Raw genomic sequence first — 18,510 nt, forward strand, 5'->3', positions numbered from 1 at the left:
CCTAATATCAGACATGAATAAGTGTCAGGTATTAGGTTTTATTTATTCTACTTATTTTGGATAGGGGTCATAATATGGAAGTTTTGATTGAATGAATCGATTAGGGATAAGAACGTATTCCACGCACGAACATCACTCTCTACTTTTATCTCGGAAGGATCTGGCTTTTCGTTAGTAGAAACTAACGTATATAACGTTTCTTTTGGCATCGTAACCGTAACAGCTGCATCTTCGGCCAATTCATCATGTAAATATCGGAAAATCCCGCGCTTCAACTCGGTTGAAACTGTGTCTTCTCTGTCTGGGATAACAAAATTGATTTTATAATCAAAACGCCCAGCTTCTCGTCCTTTAATGCGAATACTAAGTAAATAAAGCACATTTTCGAGAGATAAACTATTTAATACATCCTCTGTAATAATCGAACCTCGGGCTGGAAGAATGCCGTAGCGCAGTTCCTGAGCTCCTGTTAAATATACATTTCGCCACGGACCTGATTCCGCCACATAGCCTAATTGTTCTAAAGCATCAGCACAAAGCAGTTTGGCTTCTCTGTTACCTGGGTTTGCAAAGATCACCTGTTTGGTCACTTCTGCAACCCATTGATATTCTCCTTTTTTGAAGTCCTGCTTCGCTTTTTCGATCACACGGGACTCGCCACCCATATATTGGACATATTTTTTTGCTGATTCTTCCGGTAATAATTTATTTAGATTAACCGGGTTCCCATTATACCAGCCGATATACTTCTGATACACGGCTTTGGCATTATGATTGACGGTTCCATAAAACTGACTGTTATACCATTCTCCTGCAAGTGGTTCTGGAAGTTTCACCATTCTTCCAACTTCATCAATGGTATATCCTTTGTTAATCAGCCTTAATGTCTGGTCATTGATATATTGATATAGATCTCTTTGTTTTTCCAAATAGTCAATCGCTGCTTCGTTTCCAAAACGGGGCCAGTTGTGCACACCAAATACGGACGTTAAGTCCGCTCCCCATAAATTGATGGCCTTTTGAATGCTGGTTGCCCAGGCTACCGGGTCTCTGACTTCCGCTCCTCTTAATGTATAAAAGTTATGAAGCGTCGCATTACAAAGCTCGGCAATACATAACGAACGTTCACCTGGGATATAGATGATCATTTCCGATGGTGCTTCCGTGTGCAAAGCTAATTGAAACTCCATCGCAATCCCATCAACCTCATGTTCTGCGTAATCTTCATTAATTTCAAAAATGTTGTCTGTGAAGGTAACGTTTCCGATGGATACAGCTTTTCCGATGCCATTATCGACCTGCCCTTTCTCATCCCGGGGTAAAACGGACCCGTACATATAGACACCACGCCGGGTCATGGCCACCCCGGCATTTACATTCTCTTGTAAAACAGAATGAATAAAATTCTGTGGGGCATAAATCATCGCATCTTCTTTAGCAAATTCTAATACCCCTAAGATCCCTCCATAATGGTCGGTGTGCGAGTGGGTGATGATGACCGCACTTACAGGAATCTCGCCAAAATAATTATTTACCAAGCGCATAGCTGCCTCAGCTGTCTCTTTGGTAGTCAAACAATCAATGACAATCCAGCCTGTACTTCCTTTGACGAACGTGATATTCGCTAAATCAAACCCTCGAACCTGATAGATATTGTCCGTAAATTTAAATAACCCTGTATTTAAATTTAAATTCCCCTGTACCCAAAGCTTCGGATTGACAGTAAAAGGGATATAGTTATTGAAAAGAAAACGGTACCTCTTTAGATCCCATACCGGATACACGGAAGCCTGGCTATGGATGACAGGCAGGTTTGTATTCACAAGCATCCCGGCTTTCGCCAGTTTATTTTCAACTTCTACCTCATTCCAATTGATTTTTTGATAGGTTTCATGATTGATTCGCGCTGTCTTTCTGGTAGCATCTTTTCTTAAATCATGCGGTATATGTGCATTATGATTGTGCTCATTAAATTTCATAAAGGGCACCCCCGGGGTAATGTGAGCTTAATGTGTTCATCAAAATAATATATGCGACTTTTAAATTCGCATGATAGGAGGGGGCTAAAAGCGGTATAGTAGTCTTTAACCTAGGGGCAAATATTATTGTGAGAAATTATTTTCCAATGGTTACACTCAGGAGGGTAAACCACCTATAAAGGAAGACTTCAAAATAAATTATCTGAAATTTTTTAATACTGTGTTGACTTGTTTTTCGTAACCTGTTTATAATGAATAAAAGTTGATACTTCATAAAAATAAGTTTTTGAAGTGGCTACTTCACACTTCAGAAAACTTCATCTATCATCCTGCCAAACCTACCCAATAACTATTTACAAAGTTAGTCGACTATTCACTTCCATCAACCAGGCATTCATCTCATCACAAGTATTTAACAAGAAGGAGGACGAGTATATAAAGGTCAAACCACCCGTTATTGCTTTAAGGCTTTAACATTAAAAATCAAGGAGGAATGTGTAATGCAACGAGAAAACGAGGAGTTTGTTGAAGACCCTAGGTTTCGGCAATGTACAAAAGAGATGTGGGCGACCCTTGGATTATTTGTGATTAATATCTTAATTGTAGGTGGAGTTGCTATAGGCATCGGCCTTAATAAATCGGCGGAATCAATGAATTATATACTGGGTTTTCCTGCCTGGTTTTTCTGGGGGGGAATTATCGGTAGTTCGGTGTTTTGTGTACTTCCTTATTTCATGGTGAAGTTTTTCTACAAAGATATGTCAATTGAAGCAGAAGAAGATTCGAGAGGTGATTACTAATGGCCTGGGATGTTCTGATTCCGATTTTTTTATACTTATTTGTCACATTTGCCATAGGTGGTATGTTGCATAAGCACATTAAACATAGAAAGACAAGCTTTCAAGAGGAGTACTTCATCGGAGGTCGTTCACTTGGACCGATTGTGTTGACTTTTACACTTCTTGCATCGGCAGCAAGTGCCGGTACATTCATTGGTTCACCAGGTGTCGCTTACGACCAGGGTTTTAGTTGGGTGCTTATCCTTCTTACACAAGTGGGGATGGGAGTTTACATTCTGGGTATTCTCGGTAAAAAGTTTGCGATTATGGCCCGAAAGATTAATGCCGTAACTTTAACAGACTTTCTGAAGGAACGGTATCAAAGTAAAGCAGTAGTAATCGGGAGTTCGCTTGGTGTCATCATTTTCATTAGCGCCTATATGGTTGCTCAGTTTGTTGGGGGTGCCAGAATTCTGGAATCCATAACTGGTCTTCCGTATAAAACAGGCTTGATAATCTTTGGTTTAGCTGTAGTGCTATATACCGTTTATGGAGGATTCCGTGCCGTTGCACTGACGGATGCTATCCAAGGGATCATGATGATACTGGGTGGAGTTATACTCTGGATTGTATTCATGATTAAGACTGAAGGCTTTACAGGCATGATTGGTGAATTATCGGCAAACCATCCGGAAATGGTGGAGATTCCAGGTGCTGGTGGAGCAACACCTGCCATGTTGTTTTCTTACTTTATGTTATTTGGAATTGCAGCTATCGGCCTCCCCCATGCATCTGTCAGAGGGATGACGTTTAAAAACACCGATGCGATGCATAAATCTTTGATATACAGTGGTATCATTATGGCGCTGTTTTCAATTGGGTTTGCAACGCTTGGGCCGTTTGTAAAAGTGATGTACCCGGAAATTGCAGTCGCTGACTTGGCCTTACCAACACTGATTCTGGATTTGATGCCAGGATGGGTAGCTGGATTAATTCTGGCTGCACCGTTAGCAGCAATCATGTCCACTGTGGATTCCATGCTGTTAGTTACTAGTGCCTCGATTGTAAAGGATATTTATTTAAATTACATTAATCCGAAGGCCAGTGACAGAAAAATAGCTAAACTTTCGTATATTACTACATTACTGTTAGGTGTAGGGGTCGTTTTATTTGCATTGACACCACCGGATTATTTGCAGTTGGTCGTTGTCTACGCTATTGGTGGTCTAGAAGCAACGTTCTTTGCCCCAATCGTGTTCGGGTTATATTGGAAAAGGGCTAATACTTGGGGGGCAATTACTTCCATGTACATTGGCTTAATCAGTTATATTATCATGGGTCAATGGTTCCCAAATCCATTTGGTATGCAGACGATCGTAACGGCTACAGCATTGTCTATCATTGCCATGATTACTGTCAGCTATTTAACGCCAGCACCATCATTCCAGGTGGTTAAAAAGTTCTGGGGAACGGATAAAGTCGGTCAGCCGCATAGCAAGGTAGGCGGGGGATCACTTTAGTAGTAACAAAAAGGTATGGAAAGGGTTTATAAGATGGGATACATCAACGATTTAATTCGGAAAAAATACAATACTATGACCAATCGCCAACAAATAGTTGCAAAATATATACTTGAACATCCCAAACAAGTTGCATTTCACACAGCGAAAGAAGTGGGGGAAAAGTCGGGGACAAGTGAAACCACGGTTATAAGGCTATGCTACTCTCTTGAATTATCAGGTTATAGCCAATTACAAAAAGAAGTACAGGCTTCTTTGTTGAATGAGAAGCAGGAAATAGATCCATTAGTAAAGTTTAGGACTTCAACTACAAAGCTGAGTGAAGAGGACAATCTCCCTGAATACCTCATGATTCAGGATATGCATTATATAGAGAAAACCATTCGGAATATCAGTAATCAGAATTACCAGCCGGTCATTGACATGGTGATTTCATCAGAAAAAACATTTGTGGTAGGGTTTCGCAGTTCCTATGCACCAGCTAACTGGTTAGCCTTCAGCCTGAATATCGTCAGAGGAAACACACGTCTTTATCGCGGGGAAATCGACGATGCGATTCAGACCATTTCTGAAATGGATGAAAAAAGTTCTGTAATCGCATTATCTTTTCCAAGATATGCAGAAGAGACAGCAAAGTTTGTAAAAGCAGCTAAGGATAAGGGAGCGAAAGTTATTGCCATAACGGATAACGAATTGTCGCCGGTGGGGTTATTGGCAGATCGAATCTGGAGAGTAGAAACACCATCCCCTACAGCATTGAAGGGGATGGCCCCAATTTTTTCTGTGTTAAATATCTTGGTACAGGGCGTTGCTTCTACCCAATGGGAAGAGGTACAAAAAAGGGTGGAAAACTATGAGAAGACAAGCCAACAATACTATCCATTTGTAAGAAACAAAGAGGATATGACAACTGGTAAGAAAGGGGCAGCCGATGAAGATAGATAAAGTGAAATTATATAAACTGAAGATGCCTTTGAAATGGCCATTTGAAACTAGCTTTGGAAGATTAACAGATAAAGAATTTATTATATTGAAAGCATATGGTGACGGAGCTGAAGGATATGGAGAAAGTGCTTCTCTTCCTTTTCCGGTCTACAATGAAGAAACCACTGGTACAGTCTGGTATATGTTAAAGAAATTTTTACTTCCTAAACTATTTGAACAGAAGGAAGTCGGTCATCCAGAAGAAATAAGCGAGCTCTTTAAACCTATTCGTCGTAACTACATGGCAAAAGCCACGTTAGAAGGCGCTGTCTGGGACTTATACAGCAAACAAAGAGGCCTTCCCCTTTCTGAAGTGCTGGGCGGTACAAAAACAGAGATCGACGTTGGTGTAAGTATTGGGATTGAGCCGACAGTCGCAGAAGTTTTACAAAAGGTAGACCGTTTTATGAAAGAAGGTTATAAAAAAATCAAGGTTAAAATAAAGCCAGGTTTTGATATTGAACCGATAATGGCAATCAGGAAGGAATTTGGTGAGGACGTACCATTGATGGCAGATGCTAATTCCGCTTATTCCCTAGATCAAATAAATTTATTAAAGGAATTAGACCAGTTCAACTTAATGATGATCGAGCAGCCTCTATCTCATGATGACATCATTGATCATGCTAAGCTGCAACGACTTATCTCGACACCTGTCTGTTTGGACGAAAGCATTCACTCACTTGAAGATGCAAAGAAAGCGGTAGAACTTGGGAGCTGCAAAATTATCAATATAAAAATTGGCCGAGTTGGCGGTCTGACAGAAGCAAAGAAAATTCACGACTTTTGTAACGAAAACGGTATTCCGGTATGGTGCGGGGGTATGCTGGAAGCGGGAGTTGGCAGAGCCCACAATATCGCTTTATCTTCATTGGCTAACTTTACTATACCAGGTGATACCTCAGCTTCTAGTCGTTATTGGGAGAGGGACATCGTAGAACCTGAGGTGACTTTTAATAAACCTGGTAAGCTGGAGGTCCCTTCCAATTCGGGAATCGGTTACAACATTAATGAGCATGTATTACGTAACTATTTGGTAGAGGAAGAGGAATTTTTAAAAGAAAAGGCTTATTTTTAAAGGAGGAAATATTATGTATGACATTATTATACGGTATGGAAAAGTGTTGGATGGCACAGAAAATCCTTGGACAAAACTTGATATCGGGGTAAAGGATGGAAAAATCGCTAAAATGGGAGATTTAAAGGGAGAATCAGCAACCGAAATAATTGATGCATCTGATTTAGCCGTTTCACCAGGATTTATTGATACCCATGTTCATTCTGACTTACTTTGTACCAGGCCCGATATTCATAAAATAAAAGTTATGCAAGGGGTAACGACCGAATTATTTGGGCAGGATGGTATTTCGGTTGCACCTGTCTCTGAAGAAACAAAGCCACTCTGGCAAAAGCAACTAAAAGGACTGAATGGGGACATTGGGGAATGGCCGTGGAATTCAATTGAAGAGTACTTAGAATTCCTGGATCGTTCTGATATCGCAGGTAATGGTACTTATTTAGTACCACATGGAGCGGTTCGTACATTAGTGATGGGGTTTGATGGTCGTAAAGCGACCAAAGAAGAAATGGACGAAATGAGAGCCCTTGTTGAAGAAGGAATGAGAGAAGGAGCTTATGGTGTATCTTCAGGACTTGTTTATCCGCCGAATGTTTTCTCCAATAAAGAAGAATTGATTGAAATTTGTAAAGGGTCAGCAAAGTATGATGGGTGTTTCGTGGTTCATATAAGAAACGAAAGTAATCACTCTCTGGAAGCTTTGGATGAGGTGATTGATGTTGCACGACAATCAGGTGTACGTCTCCATGTTTCACATTTTAAGGTAGCTGGTAAAATCAATCGAGATAAATTCGAAAAAGCCTTAGAGAAGATGGATGAAGGAAGAAGGGAAGGTATTGAAATTACATTTGATCAATACCCATATACCGCTGGATCCACCGTATTCCACGCAATATTGCCTCCCTGGATGCATTCCGGCGGTACGGTAGAAATGTTAGAAAAATTGAAAGACCCTGATACTCGTGAACGGATTAAAGAAGATATTGAAAATAACACAGATTATGAAAACTGGGTATACAACTGTGGGTGGGAAAACATCACTATTACTTCAGTATCAACAGAACAAAACCGCTGGGTAGAAGGGAAAAATTTGATCGAAATAGCAGAAAAGAAAGGGAAAGATCCAGCCTACGCAGCATTTGATCTTCTAGTAGAAGAGAGTGCCGGCGTGACAATGGTCGTTCACTGGGGGAATGAAGATGATGTTATTTATGGGATGCAACATCCATTACAGATTGTAGGTTCAGATGGCATCTTTGGTGGGAAGCCACATCCAAGATTATATGGAACCTATCCACGTGTGTTGGGCAGGTTTGTCCGTGAAAAGCAGGCATTAACCTTAGAACAGGCAATTCGTAAAATGTCTGGAGCTCCAGCTCAGTTGCTTCGTTTGAAAGACAGGGGGCTAATTCGCGAGGGTTATGCAGCAGATATTGTCATCTTCGATCCAGATACTATCAATGATAAAGCTACGTATGAAAGTCCTCTTGAAGAACCTGTAGGCATTCAACATGTACTGGTTAACGGAGCTATTGCGGTTAGAGATGGAGAGTATACTGGAGAAACAAATGGAAAGGTTTTAAGGCGGGAGTCGAGTAGCCATGCAAGCAACCTATACCTATAAACCCGTAACTGAACTGGACGATTTATTAGAGATAGTAGATTTACAGCTGAATGTGTGGGGGGAGGAGGTAGTAACTACTCTCCCTCAGCTTGTTGCTGCCATTCATAATGGGGGAGTGGTTATCGGTGCTTGGATTGACAATGAACTCGTTGGTTTTTGTTATGGATTTCCTGGTGTGGCTAAGGGATTGAAGGGAATTCACTTATGTTCGCACATGATGGCGATTTCTGCTGAAAACAGAAACCAGGGGATAGGAGAACGTCTAAAATGGGAACAGAGGCAGTGGGCGATTGAATATGGTTATGAAAAGATGACCTGGACTTTTGATCCCTTAGAAATAAGAAATGGTTATCTTAACCTAGTTAAGCTTGGAGGACATGTTCAAACCTATATTCCTTCTTACTATGGTGAGATGGGGGATAAAATAAACGAAGGTTTACCATCCGATCGTTTTCTCGTAGAATGGGACCTTAAATCTTCCAAGGTACAACAAGCATCATTAGGGGATAAAAATCCTCCCTCCTTTTGGAATGACTATAAGCGTATACTAGATTTTAGAAAAGTTGAAGATAAAATAATTCCACTCCATTTAAAAGTGATAGAAGAAAACGAAAAAGGTTACTTACTACCTGTCCCGAAAGATTGTCAAAAATTAAAAGTTAGTTATCCTGAACTTGTCTACCAATGGAGAATGACAGTAAGGAAGCTAACAAACAAGCTGTTAGGAAAAGGTTACACGGTAGTTGGTGTCCTACGAGGTGAGGACGTCGGCTATTATGTTTTGGAAAGTAAGCGGGAGGTGTAGAAATATCCAAACCATAACACTTAAAGATTGGCTGGAGTCAAATAAGGATTGGATTTATCAAACTTTTGAAGACTTACATGATCTTGCCGAAGTAAGTTGGAAAGAAGAGAAAACAAGGGATTATCTCATTACCAAATTGAATAAATTTGAATTGTCCTATCAAACATTTGAAAATCACTGTGGGGTGGTTGCCAGCTGGCAAGGAAAAAAAGAAGGTCCGACGGCAGCTATTCGCACGGATATGGACGCTCTTTGGCAGCCGGTCAACGGGGAATGGAAAGCTAATCATTCCTGTGGACACGATGCCCATATGACGATGGTACTTAGTGCGATCAAATGTCTAAAGGAAATGGGTTTCAAACCCGAGTACGGTAATTTTAAAATCATTTTTCAGCCTGCAGAAGAAACAGGGAAAGGTGCCCTTGCGATGGTAGAGGACGGTGTTCTGGAGGATGTTGATTACTTATTGGGCATCCATGTCCGGCCCAAGATAGAGCTACGATTCGGCCAGGCATCTCCAGCGATTTACCATGGTGCAGCAACCTTACTGAAAGGGAAAGTGACTGGTGTCCAAGCCCATGGTTCGCGGCCAAACCAAGGGGTCAATGTCGTAGATGCGATTGGGGCTATTATTTCTGCTGTTAACGGCATCAAAGTTGATCCTACTGTCCCCAGCTCTGCCAAAGTGACGCAAATTAACGCAGGTGGAACCAACATCAATCTCATCCCCGATCAGGGCGATTTCAGCATCGATATACGAGCGCAAAAAAATGAGGTAATGGATGAGTTGTTGAATAAGGTAAACCGTGCTGTAAAGGGAGCAGGAGAGGCGAATGGAAGTAAGGTAAGTCTTGATCCAGTAGCCAAAATGGCAGCATCCATTCCGAATCAACGAATGGAACGCCATGTGAGAGCTGCCATAACAGATGTCCTTGGTGAAAACGGGGTTGTCGACCCACCGGTTACACCCGGAGGCGAAGACTTTCATTTTTATCCGCTTGAAAAAGAAGGGCTTCATGCTACGATGATTGGTCTAGGAACAGACCTGGTACCAGGTCTCCATCATCCTGATATGAAGTTCAATCATCATGCTTTAGAAAATGGAGCAGCTATCCTGGCTAGAACGGTTCTCGAGCTATTTGAAGAAGAAATCGTTAGGGAGGAGAACAGTAATGCTAAAATGGAATAATATGACTCGTGAACAAATCGGGGAGTTATCCGAGCGTGCCATGGTAGTCCTCCCGATCGGAGCAACCGAGCAGCATGGTCCTCACTTACCGGTGGAGACGGATAATATCCTAGTGAATGCTATTGCTGAATTAAGTGTAAAAAAGGCAGCAGAGGATATTCCGGTCATTTTAGGGCCTTCGATGCCGTTTGGTTTTTCCCACCATCATTTCTTATATCCCGGTGTACTTTCTTTGAAAATCGATACGCTTCTGACGGTTCTTAATGAATTGGTGGAAAGCGTTATTAGAAGTGGATTCAAGAAAATTTTTATTCTAAATGGCCACGGTGGAAATGATGAAATTATCCGTCTGACAGCTAGGGAAATGGCATTAAAGCACCCTGTTACTGTAGGAGCGGCGTCCTATTGGACACTAGCTGAACAGAATCTCTGGAACTACATAAAAGACCATCAACTATTCCCGGCTCCCGGGCATGCTGGACAGTTTGAAACATCTCTGATGTTAGCTTTAAAACCAGAACTCGTCCAATTGGAACAGTTGTCAATGGCGGATTCGGGTAGAGATCCCCTTGAAATGAAAGTAGACATCGGGGCAGCGAAAATAGAGAACAATGACGTATGGAGGAAGATTGACGGGTTTTCTGATCACCCTCAAGAAGCACGGTTGGAGTTTGGCAATGATTTTTTGGAAATTATAAGAAACAAAACTGCTGAGCAAATGCTAGAATTCTATAAAAGTTGATAATATTAACCCTAATAGCCACTTATTAAGTGGTTATTTTTTTTCTGCTTGAGTCTGTTCGCATCATTTCAACAACCTTCAACAAAACCTCCCGTAATTCATCAAAGGAAATAAATCATATCTTGCAGAATACACCAGATAACTGTGTTTATAAAACAAGTCGCGTGATTAATACATAGGAAGGAGGGTTACCGTAGCTGGTTGTCGTACTAAAGATGGTCATTGGAAAATTTTATAAAAAAGGGTGATAGCTGTGCAGGATTTGTTGAAAAGTTATTTTTCAGCGAGAGATCTGAATGTTTCAGAAGAAGACTGCAGCAAGATTGCTCAACAGATGGAAGGGCTCGATGTTCTCAGGAAAGGGTTGGATGTCCGTTATTTGAATGACTCGGATATTGGCATGTACCACAGACCTTTAAGGAGGCATGACAATGAGTAAGGTGCAATTGTTTTCGAGGACAATTGATGAGTTGAGTGGGTTAATCCGGGAAAAAGAGGTCTCTCCGGTTGAGGTTACAAAAGCGACACTGGAGCGGTCGAAGAATCTGAATGAGCAGGTCAACGCCTACATTAATATCACCGAAGATCAGTCACTGGCTATGGCCATGGAACATGAGAAGGAAATCCTGAACGGGAATTACCGCGGTAAACTGCACGGGATACCGATGGCGCTGAAAGATATTTTCTATTTCGAAGGGGAAGTCGCTACGATGGGTTCAAAAATTCATCAGGACTTCATCCCGGACTATGACGCAACTGTTGTATCGAAGCTGAAGGAAGCGGGTGTCATTTTTACCGGGAAACTGAACATGCATGAATATGCCTGGGGAGCGACGACGACCAATCCTCATTATGGCCCATGCCGGAACCCTTGGAATTTAGAAAAGATACCAGGCGGATCAAGCGGTGGTTCGGGGGCTGCGGTGAGTGCGGATATGACCATCGCTTCGCTAGGCACGGACACGGGAGGATCGATCCGGATACCGGCTTCCAGTTGCGGTATTATCGGATTGAAGCCGACTCATGGACGGGTGAGCAAGTATGGTTGTTTCCCGCTTGCCTGGTCACTCGATCATATTGGACCGATGACGAAAACGGTGACGGATGCAGCGATTTTATTAGAAGCAATCGCCGGCTTCGATCGTAATGACCCGACCACCGTCGATGTACCGACAGCTGCCTATACCAAGAACTTGAATGAAGACATTGGTGGTATGGTAATCGGCATTAATGAAGACTATTTCTTCCGGAACGTCGATCCAGAGGTGGAATCACTGGTAAGGGCAGGCATTCGAAAGTTAGAAGATAGGGGAGCGAGTGTCGTTCATGTAGAAATTCCATCTTTGAAAAATGCTGAGTTTGCTGAGCTCATTACTATCATGACGGAAGCGAGTACCGTCCATCACGCAAACTTAAAGGAACGGGCCCAGGATTTTGGGGAGGATGTAAGATTGCTTTTGGAAGCAGGTGAAGTTCCATCAGCGGTAGACTATTTGCAGGCCCAGCAAATTCGGAGAAAGCTCGATGTGGAATTTGCTGAAGCAATGAAGCAAGTGGATGTCATGATTACTCCTACACTTCCTTTTACACCAATTGATATCGGAGCAGACACGCTGTCATTGAATGAGGAAATTGTGAACTTCCTCGATCACATCATCCGCTTTACACTCCCAGGTAACCTGACTGGCCTGCCATCCTTGTCTATCCCTTGCGGATTGAGCAACGGGCTGCCGGTAGGTATGCAGATCATGGGCAAAGCGTTTAAGGAAGAAGATGTACTGAGAGCGGCGTATGCTTTTGAAAAAACGAATCCGATGAACGGAATGAAACCAAAGTTGTCCGAAAGCAAACTGGTTTAAAAAAGAGGAAGATTTTTAAAAGCCCAGCCTGCGTGCCGGGCTTTTTTCTGAATGGAAGGAGGGGGATTGCATTCAGTTATTATTGGGCAAAATTTGAACTGAGAAATAGCAACTTATATAGATTCGACACTAGAATATATTTGAACTCCATAGCAAGACCTTCGAATAAAGATAAATGTATTGGGGCTGTTGTAGGCAAAAATCCTGGCTCTGCTAAACCTTGCGATAAAAATTCCTCATCCATTCAGGAAATAAAATTGGATAGGGATCAACTCTTAAGAAATATAAAATCAATATTAATTAAATCTCACCAACGTATAAATAAGCCCATTCCAGAAAGTTCATACGTGCAAATGCTAAATTTATTTTATATTTGTGATAAAGACCTGAACCAAGCAATAAAAAAGATAGAAGTACATCATTCCAGTCAATCAATTTGTGGCACGGAAGCGAAGGATTTTCCATTCCTATGGTATGTTTGGGGTGGGGATAATAAGAAACTGAACTTTTATAAGTCAAGAATTTTTAATATTAAAGCAGACAGGCATTTTTATCTAGATACGAAAACAAATAAAGTTGTCGATGGTGCTCCACAACTAAGTGATTGTGCAAGGCATACGCAAGGAATGAAACATGACTTCATTGTCCCGTATATATCCTCAGTACTATATAAATGAACAATTTTTATATTGTAAATAGGTTTGACTTTAACAGACGGTAGCAAGTGTTGGAGTCAATTGAAAGTGGCCTGACGCCCAATACGCTAATGCTTTAGCATGGCGGGGTTCAGGCACTGTTTTTAGGGCTTTTTTTATGAGAAATAGCATAACTATATATATAACCATTATTGTTCAGGCACACCCATTCTGATGGTGTGTCTATATTATTTAATGGAGGAAATTTCCTTTTTTTGGCGAAAGGTACAATTATAGTAGTGCCATCATTTATAGAGGTACCATTTTGTTATTGGGTGCTTTATACAACAAAGTTAGGCGAGTTTAAGGAGTAGAAAGGACGAGGATTATGAAGAAAATAAAGGCAACCTATCTAATTAACACGATTGTGAGTGGAATACTAGCATTCCTTATTTCTACCTTTTTTGCTGGAGGCACGATCGCAGAAAACTATACGGACGAGACTTGGGTGGCACCAGAGTTCTTCGTGATTTTACCTATATGGGCTTTAGGATTCTTACTTGGATTACTTGTTTACAAAAGCAAATCCCCTGGAATGTATTTATTTATATCCATACTTATCACCTGGGCTTCTATTCCATTCGGAATACGATTGGGTTTTTATCTAGCTACATAAGTTTCATGTCGAAATAGCGCTACAACTACAAATATAGCTGAAATAATTGTATATACTGGTGCCTTCCCCAGTGCGCTAATACTTTAGCGTGCTGGGGGTCGGCATCAGCTATTTGTGTAATTTAAGTAATATGGTTTGCAGCTCTGTCAAATCGTCAATTACGATATCAGCTTGAGAAAGTTCATCTTCTCGGGCAAAGTCAAAGTTGCATCCAATTGAAACTAAACCATTATCTTTGGCTGCATTTATATCTGAAAGTCTGTCTCCAACTACTGCTCCATTAGTGATGTTGTATTTTTTTATAATATTTTGGACTAAATCCGATTTATTTAATGATTTGATTTGTTGAATACTAAATGTTTCCGTAACCCATTCATCCAAATGATAGTAACTGACAATCGCTTTTAAATATTCCGTTAAACCATTGCTTGCTATGTATATGGAACATTCATTCTCTTTTAAATAACTAAAGACTTCTTTTACGTTAGGATATAAAGCACCCTTCCCACTTCGTATATTTTCCATTAGTCTTTCTAGAAAATACGCATCTGTTTGTTCTCTTTCTTCTAAGGAATGGTTTGGTAACAAAGCCTCCCACACTTTTGGTAAAGGAACTCCCATAATTTTACGGTATTTATCAATCGGCGTTTCTTCATCCCATTTGTTCAATGATTGTAAACGGCTGAAAGCGTCATCCAGTGATAATTCCAGTATCTTATCTGTTTGAAATAGTGTTCCATCCATATCAAAGATTAATGATTGTGCCATTTTTTTCTCTCCCTTTTAAAATACTTAACTTATTCCCTTACTCAGTTTAACAATAAATGTAGAAAAATTAACTAAAATGACGTGCCTGACCCCACTACTGCTTAACATGCTGGGGGGCAGGCAATGTTTTTTTGTGAAACAGAAGAATTGATTATCCGGAAGAGAAGAATAATAATAAATGGTGTGTTACGCTCTTTTTTAATCGAGTGAAATCCTATGGATAATAAATATGATTCTAGAAAAGGTGATATTTTTATGAAAGCAGTGCAAGTAACAGGATATGGGGACGTAGATAAGTTAAAAATAGTCGACATTCCGATACCTGAACCAAAAGAAAAGGAAGTCCTGGTGAAAGTAAAGGCATGTGCCATTAATAATACGGAAATCTGGATGCGAGAAGGTGCCTATGGTACGGGTTCTAAGTCTGGCTGGCGGCCAGAAGGGGTGCAATTCCCACGTATACCTGGATCCGATATTACTGGTGAGATCGTTAAAGTTGGGGCTCAAGTAGACGAAGCCATGGTAGGAAAAAGTGTAGTTTTGTTTCCTTTTACTTCTAGTGGCGAAGAAGGTAGCGAACATATCTCGGAGGATATGTCCTTTATCGGATCGGAATACGATGGGGGTTATGCAGAATATGTGGTATGGCCCGCTGACCTTTGTTTTGATATGCCTCTTGCTGACTATTCAGAGAGTGCCGTTTTTTTCTGTAAGCGGGTTAACCGCTTGGCATATGGTACAACAACTGCAGGTTCAACCTGGAGAAACGGTTATGGTAACGGGGGCAAATGGTGGCGTCGGATCCTTAAATGTACAGATTGCCTCTCAAGTGTTTGGTGCTAAAGTTATTGCGATTGTCGGTGACTTGCATGCTGAGGAGACGATGAAGGAATTAGGGGCAACACATGTATTATCCTATCGATCCGATAATCTTGCGGAAGAGACTTTAGAGGCCAATGGAGGACCGATCGACTCCGTGCTGGACGTGGTAGGGGATGCTTTGTTTCCTACATCTCTTCAAGTGTTGAAAAAAGGTGGCAAGTTCTGTATCTCCGGGTCTGCTGGCGGCCAAAAGACAAATCTTGATTTTAGAACCTTGTACCTCAAACATATTACCATGTATGGATCGGTACTGGGGACTAGGGCTGAGTTTAAGGATATGCTTCAGGCGATAGCTGAAGGAAAAATAAAGCCAGTCATCGACAAAAGTTTTCCATTGGAAGAGGCCAGAGAAGCGCAAGTATATTTTAAGAATAAGGGTAAATTAGGGAAAATCTTATTACTGCCTGAGGAATAACTCCATTCATTATTGCACCCGGCGAAATGTGCTGGTAAAGGATATTTTCAGACAAAGTGACAGGTTTTATATCCTTTATTTTATGGTATAATAACTACAGAAGTAATATATATTAAAAAAGACCGCAGATGCGCCAACATCTACGGTCGGTAATAGAATGGTTCCCTGCAAGGGGGATCGGCTCTACAGACGGAATAATCCACCTGAGTCCTCAGCTCAAGGGTGGATTATTTTTTTTGGTTAAACGACAGTATACCAATCACAAGTGTTGCGAATGCTACTGCAAACATCAACGCTTCGAATACTGTCATCGGCCTCACCCCCTTTCTTAGGGATGATGCCGACCATCCTTGAGTCACCTATTCTATTACATAGTGATATTATAATGGTTAAACTTTCCTGAAGAGGTGTGAATTAAGTATAAATAATGCCTGGATCCACCGCGCTAATACTTTAGCATGATGGGGGACAGGCTTCATTTTTTGTTTGTTATGGCATTTATCTTAATAGACTTTGGCGGTAGGTTTATTAGCACAGTGGTATCCGTAAAATGAGCTTTCGAATGAATGAAATGATCCGCAAGGGAATTCGCCTTTTTTATTAAATGGCAGGTTTATTAAAGAAGAAATTGCTAAAATGGAGGAAAGATAGAAAATGGATTATGTTAAAAGTTTAAGAAAATTAGTCGGTCATAGACCCTTAATACTAACGGGTTCTGTGGTTTTAATATTAAACGAGTATAATGAACTATTATTACAACATAGGACTGATGGTGGTTGGGGGTTGCCTGGTGGACTTATGGAACTAGGTGAAAGTTTAGAAGATACTGCACGAAGAGAAGTGAAAGAAGAAACTGGACTTGATATAGGAGAATTGACGCTGTTAGGTGTTTTTTCAGGGCAAGATTATTATTTTAAAGTATCAAATGGAGATGAACTTTATTCAGTAACTGCTGTTTATGTTACAAAGGAAGTAGAAGGATATATCAAAATTGATAATACAGAATCATTAGCTGTTCAGTATTTTAAGCTCAATGAATTACCAAAAGGACTAACTGAAGAATATAGAAGTTATATAAATCCGTACATAAAACAATTAACTACTTAGCGTCTCCGTTCAATGATCATTATTCAACAAGCGGTGGAGTTAGTATAAGATCTACTTCGAAATTTCTCCGCTATAGGGGGCGATTGTTCAATATAAACGTGCTTTTAAACTAACGGAGCGGGTTAGTTTAAGTAGATCAGGGTTCCTTAGTAAATCTATACAAGAACATCACTGGGGGGGATATGGAATGATTAAAGGAATATATGAATTTATAAGTGAAGAACAGTTAAGAAAGTATGCAGAACTAGCTGTACGAGCTGGTGTAAATCTGCAAAAAAATCAATTGTTGATTATTCATAGTGATATACAAAATGCTACGTTTGCACGTCTAATCCAAACGGTAGCCTACAAGGCAGGAGCTTCAAATGTATTTATAGATTGGACAGATGAACAATCTACCAAAGAATTTTACTTACATGCAGCAGATAGCGCCATCGATCACTTTCCTGATTGGCAGGCTGCCCGTTTTAAGGAGTGGGACGATAAAGGTGCTGCTTACATACATATCATTTCTGAAAACTTAGAGGTCTTTAAGGAGGTTTCTTCAGAAAGGATAAATCGTTTCCAAAAAGCTTCTCGTACCAAATTGAGGGAATATCATGCGAAAATTAGATCCCACGAGGTGCGCTGGTGTCTTCTAGCTGTCCCGAGCGTTGAATGGGCAACGAAAGTATTTCCCAACCTAAGTGAAGAAGAAGCTTTACAATCGTTATGGAGATTAATTTTAAAAGGTTCTCGGGCAGATGGAAAAAATCCTATAAAAGATTGGGAGAGTCACAATAGAGCCTTCGAGTCTCGAAAAAAGACCCTAAACGAGAGCCAATTTGAATCCATGCACTTTACAAATAGCCGTGGAACTGATTTATTCGTTGGTCTACCTGAAAATCACCTCTATATCGGTGGGGGTGTCACAGATGAAAATGGAATACCTTTCTTTCCGAACATCCCTACGGAAGAAATATTTACTGCTCCCCATAAAAATAAGGTGAATGGCAAATTGGTAGGTACTAAACCTCTTATCTATGGGGGAAGTGTCATCGATGAATTTTATCTGATTTTTAAAGATGGACGGATTACCGACTATTATGCTGTAAAGGGACAGGAAGTGTTACAAAATCTTATCGAAACAGACGAAGGTTCACATTATCTAGGTGAAATTGCCTTGGTCTCTAATAAATCTCCTCTTGCTCAGGCAGATACGCTTTTTTACAATACATTGTTTGATGAAAATACATCCTGTCATATTGGAATTGGAAATGCATCTCCTTCTAATATTCAAAATGGCATGGACCAATCTGAGGAAGAGTTGAAGGCAGCGGGTCTGAATACTTCGCTTTTGTCAGTCAATGTGACCTTTGGTAGCGAAGATATGAAAGTAGTGGGGATTAAAGAAGGTGGAAGCGAAGTCCTGCTGATGAAGGATGGGGATTTCCAATTCTAAATTTCTCCAACTTAAGAACAGAGAAAA

17 protein-coding genes and 1 pseudogene are annotated in these 18,510 nt (G+C 40.7%); 15 read left to right on the forward strand and 3 right to left on the reverse strand.

The window, feature by feature from the left end; translation table 11 throughout:
- Positions 1–47: 47 nt before the first annotated feature.
- The gene (locus tag B9Y67_RS13265) at positions 48–1,979 is read right to left on the reverse strand and encodes an alkyl/aryl-sulfatase (RefSeq protein ID WP_085507169.1); all 1,932 of its coding nucleotides are present in this window, start codon (positions 1,977–1,979) and stop codon (positions 48–50) included.
- A gap of 500 nt (positions 1,980–2,479) precedes the next feature.
- Here B9Y67_RS13265 and B9Y67_RS13270 point away from each other — a divergent pair, with 500 nt between their 5' ends.
- The 12 genes from B9Y67_RS13270 to B9Y67_RS13325 all read left to right on the forward strand — a co-directional run bounded on the left by B9Y67_RS13270 (position 2,480) and on the right by B9Y67_RS13325 (position 13,870).
- Complete coding sequence (locus B9Y67_RS13270) at positions 2,480–2,779, forward strand: YhdT family protein (protein ID WP_085507170.1); 300 nt, start codon at positions 2,480–2,482, stop codon at positions 2,777–2,779.
- Positions 2,779–4,278: a sodium/pantothenate symporter gene (gene panF, locus B9Y67_RS13275; protein ID WP_085507171.1), complete on the forward strand. Its 1,500-nt coding sequence runs from the start codon at positions 2,779–2,781 to the stop codon at positions 4,276–4,278. Before B9Y67_RS13270 ends, panF begins: the two co-directional genes overlap by 1 nt.
- Positions 4,279–4,293: 15 nt before the next feature.
- Positions 4,294–5,223, forward strand: a complete 930-nt coding sequence (locus B9Y67_RS13280) for a MurR/RpiR family transcriptional regulator (protein ID WP_254901802.1) — start codon at positions 4,294–4,296, stop codon at positions 5,221–5,223.
- On the forward strand, positions 5,210–6,340 hold the full coding sequence (menC, locus tag B9Y67_RS13285; RefSeq protein WP_085507174.1) for an o-succinylbenzoate synthase: 1,131 nt from the start codon (positions 5,210–5,212) through the stop codon (positions 6,338–6,340). The genes B9Y67_RS13280 and menC overlap by 14 nt, the downstream gene beginning before the upstream one ends.
- A 13-nt stretch (positions 6,341–6,353) precedes the next feature.
- Positions 6,354–7,964: an N-acyl-D-amino-acid deacylase family protein gene (locus tag B9Y67_RS13290; RefSeq protein ID WP_085507176.1), complete on the forward strand. Its 1,611-nt coding sequence runs from the start codon at positions 6,354–6,356 to the stop codon at positions 7,962–7,964.
- On the forward strand, positions 7,942–8,769 hold the full coding sequence (locus B9Y67_RS13295) for a GNAT family N-acetyltransferase (RefSeq protein WP_085507178.1): 828 nt from the start codon (positions 7,942–7,944) through the stop codon (positions 8,767–8,769). The genes B9Y67_RS13290 and B9Y67_RS13295 overlap by 23 nt, the downstream gene beginning before the upstream one ends.
- The gene (locus tag B9Y67_RS13300) at positions 8,741–9,958 is read left to right on the forward strand and encodes a M20 peptidase aminoacylase family protein (protein ID WP_085507180.1); all 1,218 of its coding nucleotides are present in this window, start codon (positions 8,741–8,743) and stop codon (positions 9,956–9,958) included. The genes B9Y67_RS13295 and B9Y67_RS13300 overlap by 29 nt, the downstream gene beginning before the upstream one ends.
- Positions 9,942–10,700 (forward strand): creatininase family protein, encoded by a 759-nt coding sequence (locus B9Y67_RS13305; RefSeq protein ID WP_176224001.1) that lies wholly within the window; start codon positions 9,942–9,944, stop codon positions 10,698–10,700. The genes B9Y67_RS13300 and B9Y67_RS13305 overlap by 17 nt, the downstream gene beginning before the upstream one ends.
- 253 nt (positions 10,701–10,953) lie before the next feature.
- On the forward strand, positions 10,954–11,139 hold the full coding sequence (locus B9Y67_RS13310) for a hypothetical protein (protein ID WP_085507184.1): 186 nt from the start codon (positions 10,954–10,956) through the stop codon (positions 11,137–11,139).
- Entirely contained in the window at positions 11,132–12,559 is a 1,428-nt protein-coding gene (locus B9Y67_RS13315) for an amidase (protein WP_085507186.1), read from the forward strand. The genes B9Y67_RS13310 and B9Y67_RS13315 overlap by 8 nt, the downstream gene beginning before the upstream one ends.
- A gap of 140 nt (positions 12,560–12,699) precedes the next feature.
- Positions 12,700–13,236 carry a hypothetical protein gene (locus tag B9Y67_RS13320; protein ID WP_176224002.1) on the forward strand — a complete coding sequence of 179 codons (537 nt, stop codon included), beginning with the start codon at positions 12,700–12,702 and terminating at the stop codon, positions 13,234–13,236.
- Between the two features lie 346 nt (positions 13,237–13,582).
- Positions 13,583–13,870: a hypothetical protein gene (locus B9Y67_RS13325; protein WP_139823805.1), complete on the forward strand. Its 288-nt coding sequence runs from the start codon at positions 13,583–13,585 to the stop codon at positions 13,868–13,870.
- Between the two features lie 108 nt (positions 13,871–13,978).
- Here the strand turns inward: B9Y67_RS13325 and B9Y67_RS13330 are convergent, their stop codons facing one another.
- Positions 13,979–14,638: an HAD family hydrolase gene (locus tag B9Y67_RS13330; protein WP_085507190.1), complete on the reverse strand. Its 660-nt coding sequence runs from the start codon at positions 14,636–14,638 to the stop codon at positions 13,979–13,981.
- Between the two features lie 255 nt (positions 14,639–14,893).
- On the opposite strand from B9Y67_RS13330, the pseudogene B9Y67_RS13335 reads away from it, so the two are divergent.
- Positions 14,894–15,935: pseudogene (locus tag B9Y67_RS13335) on the forward strand (zinc-binding dehydrogenase).
- A 227-nt stretch (positions 15,936–16,162) separates the two neighbouring features.
- Here B9Y67_RS13335 and B9Y67_RS21155 read toward each other — a convergent pair.
- Positions 16,163–16,255 (reverse strand): putative holin-like toxin, encoded by a 93-nt coding sequence (locus tag B9Y67_RS21155; RefSeq protein ID WP_369668763.1) that lies wholly within the window; start codon positions 16,253–16,255, stop codon positions 16,163–16,165.
- 334 nt (positions 16,256–16,589) lie between these two features.
- Here B9Y67_RS21155 and B9Y67_RS13340 point away from each other — a divergent pair, with 334 nt between their 5' ends.
- Together B9Y67_RS13340 and B9Y67_RS13345 are read left to right on the forward strand one after the other, a co-directional pair.
- Positions 16,590–17,042 carry an NUDIX hydrolase gene (locus tag B9Y67_RS13340; RefSeq protein ID WP_085507192.1) on the forward strand — a complete coding sequence of 151 codons (453 nt, stop codon included), beginning with the start codon at positions 16,590–16,592 and terminating at the stop codon, positions 17,040–17,042.
- 187 nt (positions 17,043–17,229) lie between these two features.
- The gene (locus B9Y67_RS13345) at positions 17,230–18,483 is read left to right on the forward strand and encodes an aminopeptidase (RefSeq protein ID WP_085507195.1); all 1,254 of its coding nucleotides are present in this window, start codon (positions 17,230–17,232) and stop codon (positions 18,481–18,483) included.
- Positions 18,484–18,510 lie beyond the last annotated feature (27 nt).

The organism is Thalassobacillus devorans (genome assembly GCF_900176565.1).
Taxonomy (GTDB): Bacteria; Bacillota; Bacilli; order Bacillales; family Halobacillaceae; genus Thalassobacillus; species Thalassobacillus devorans_A.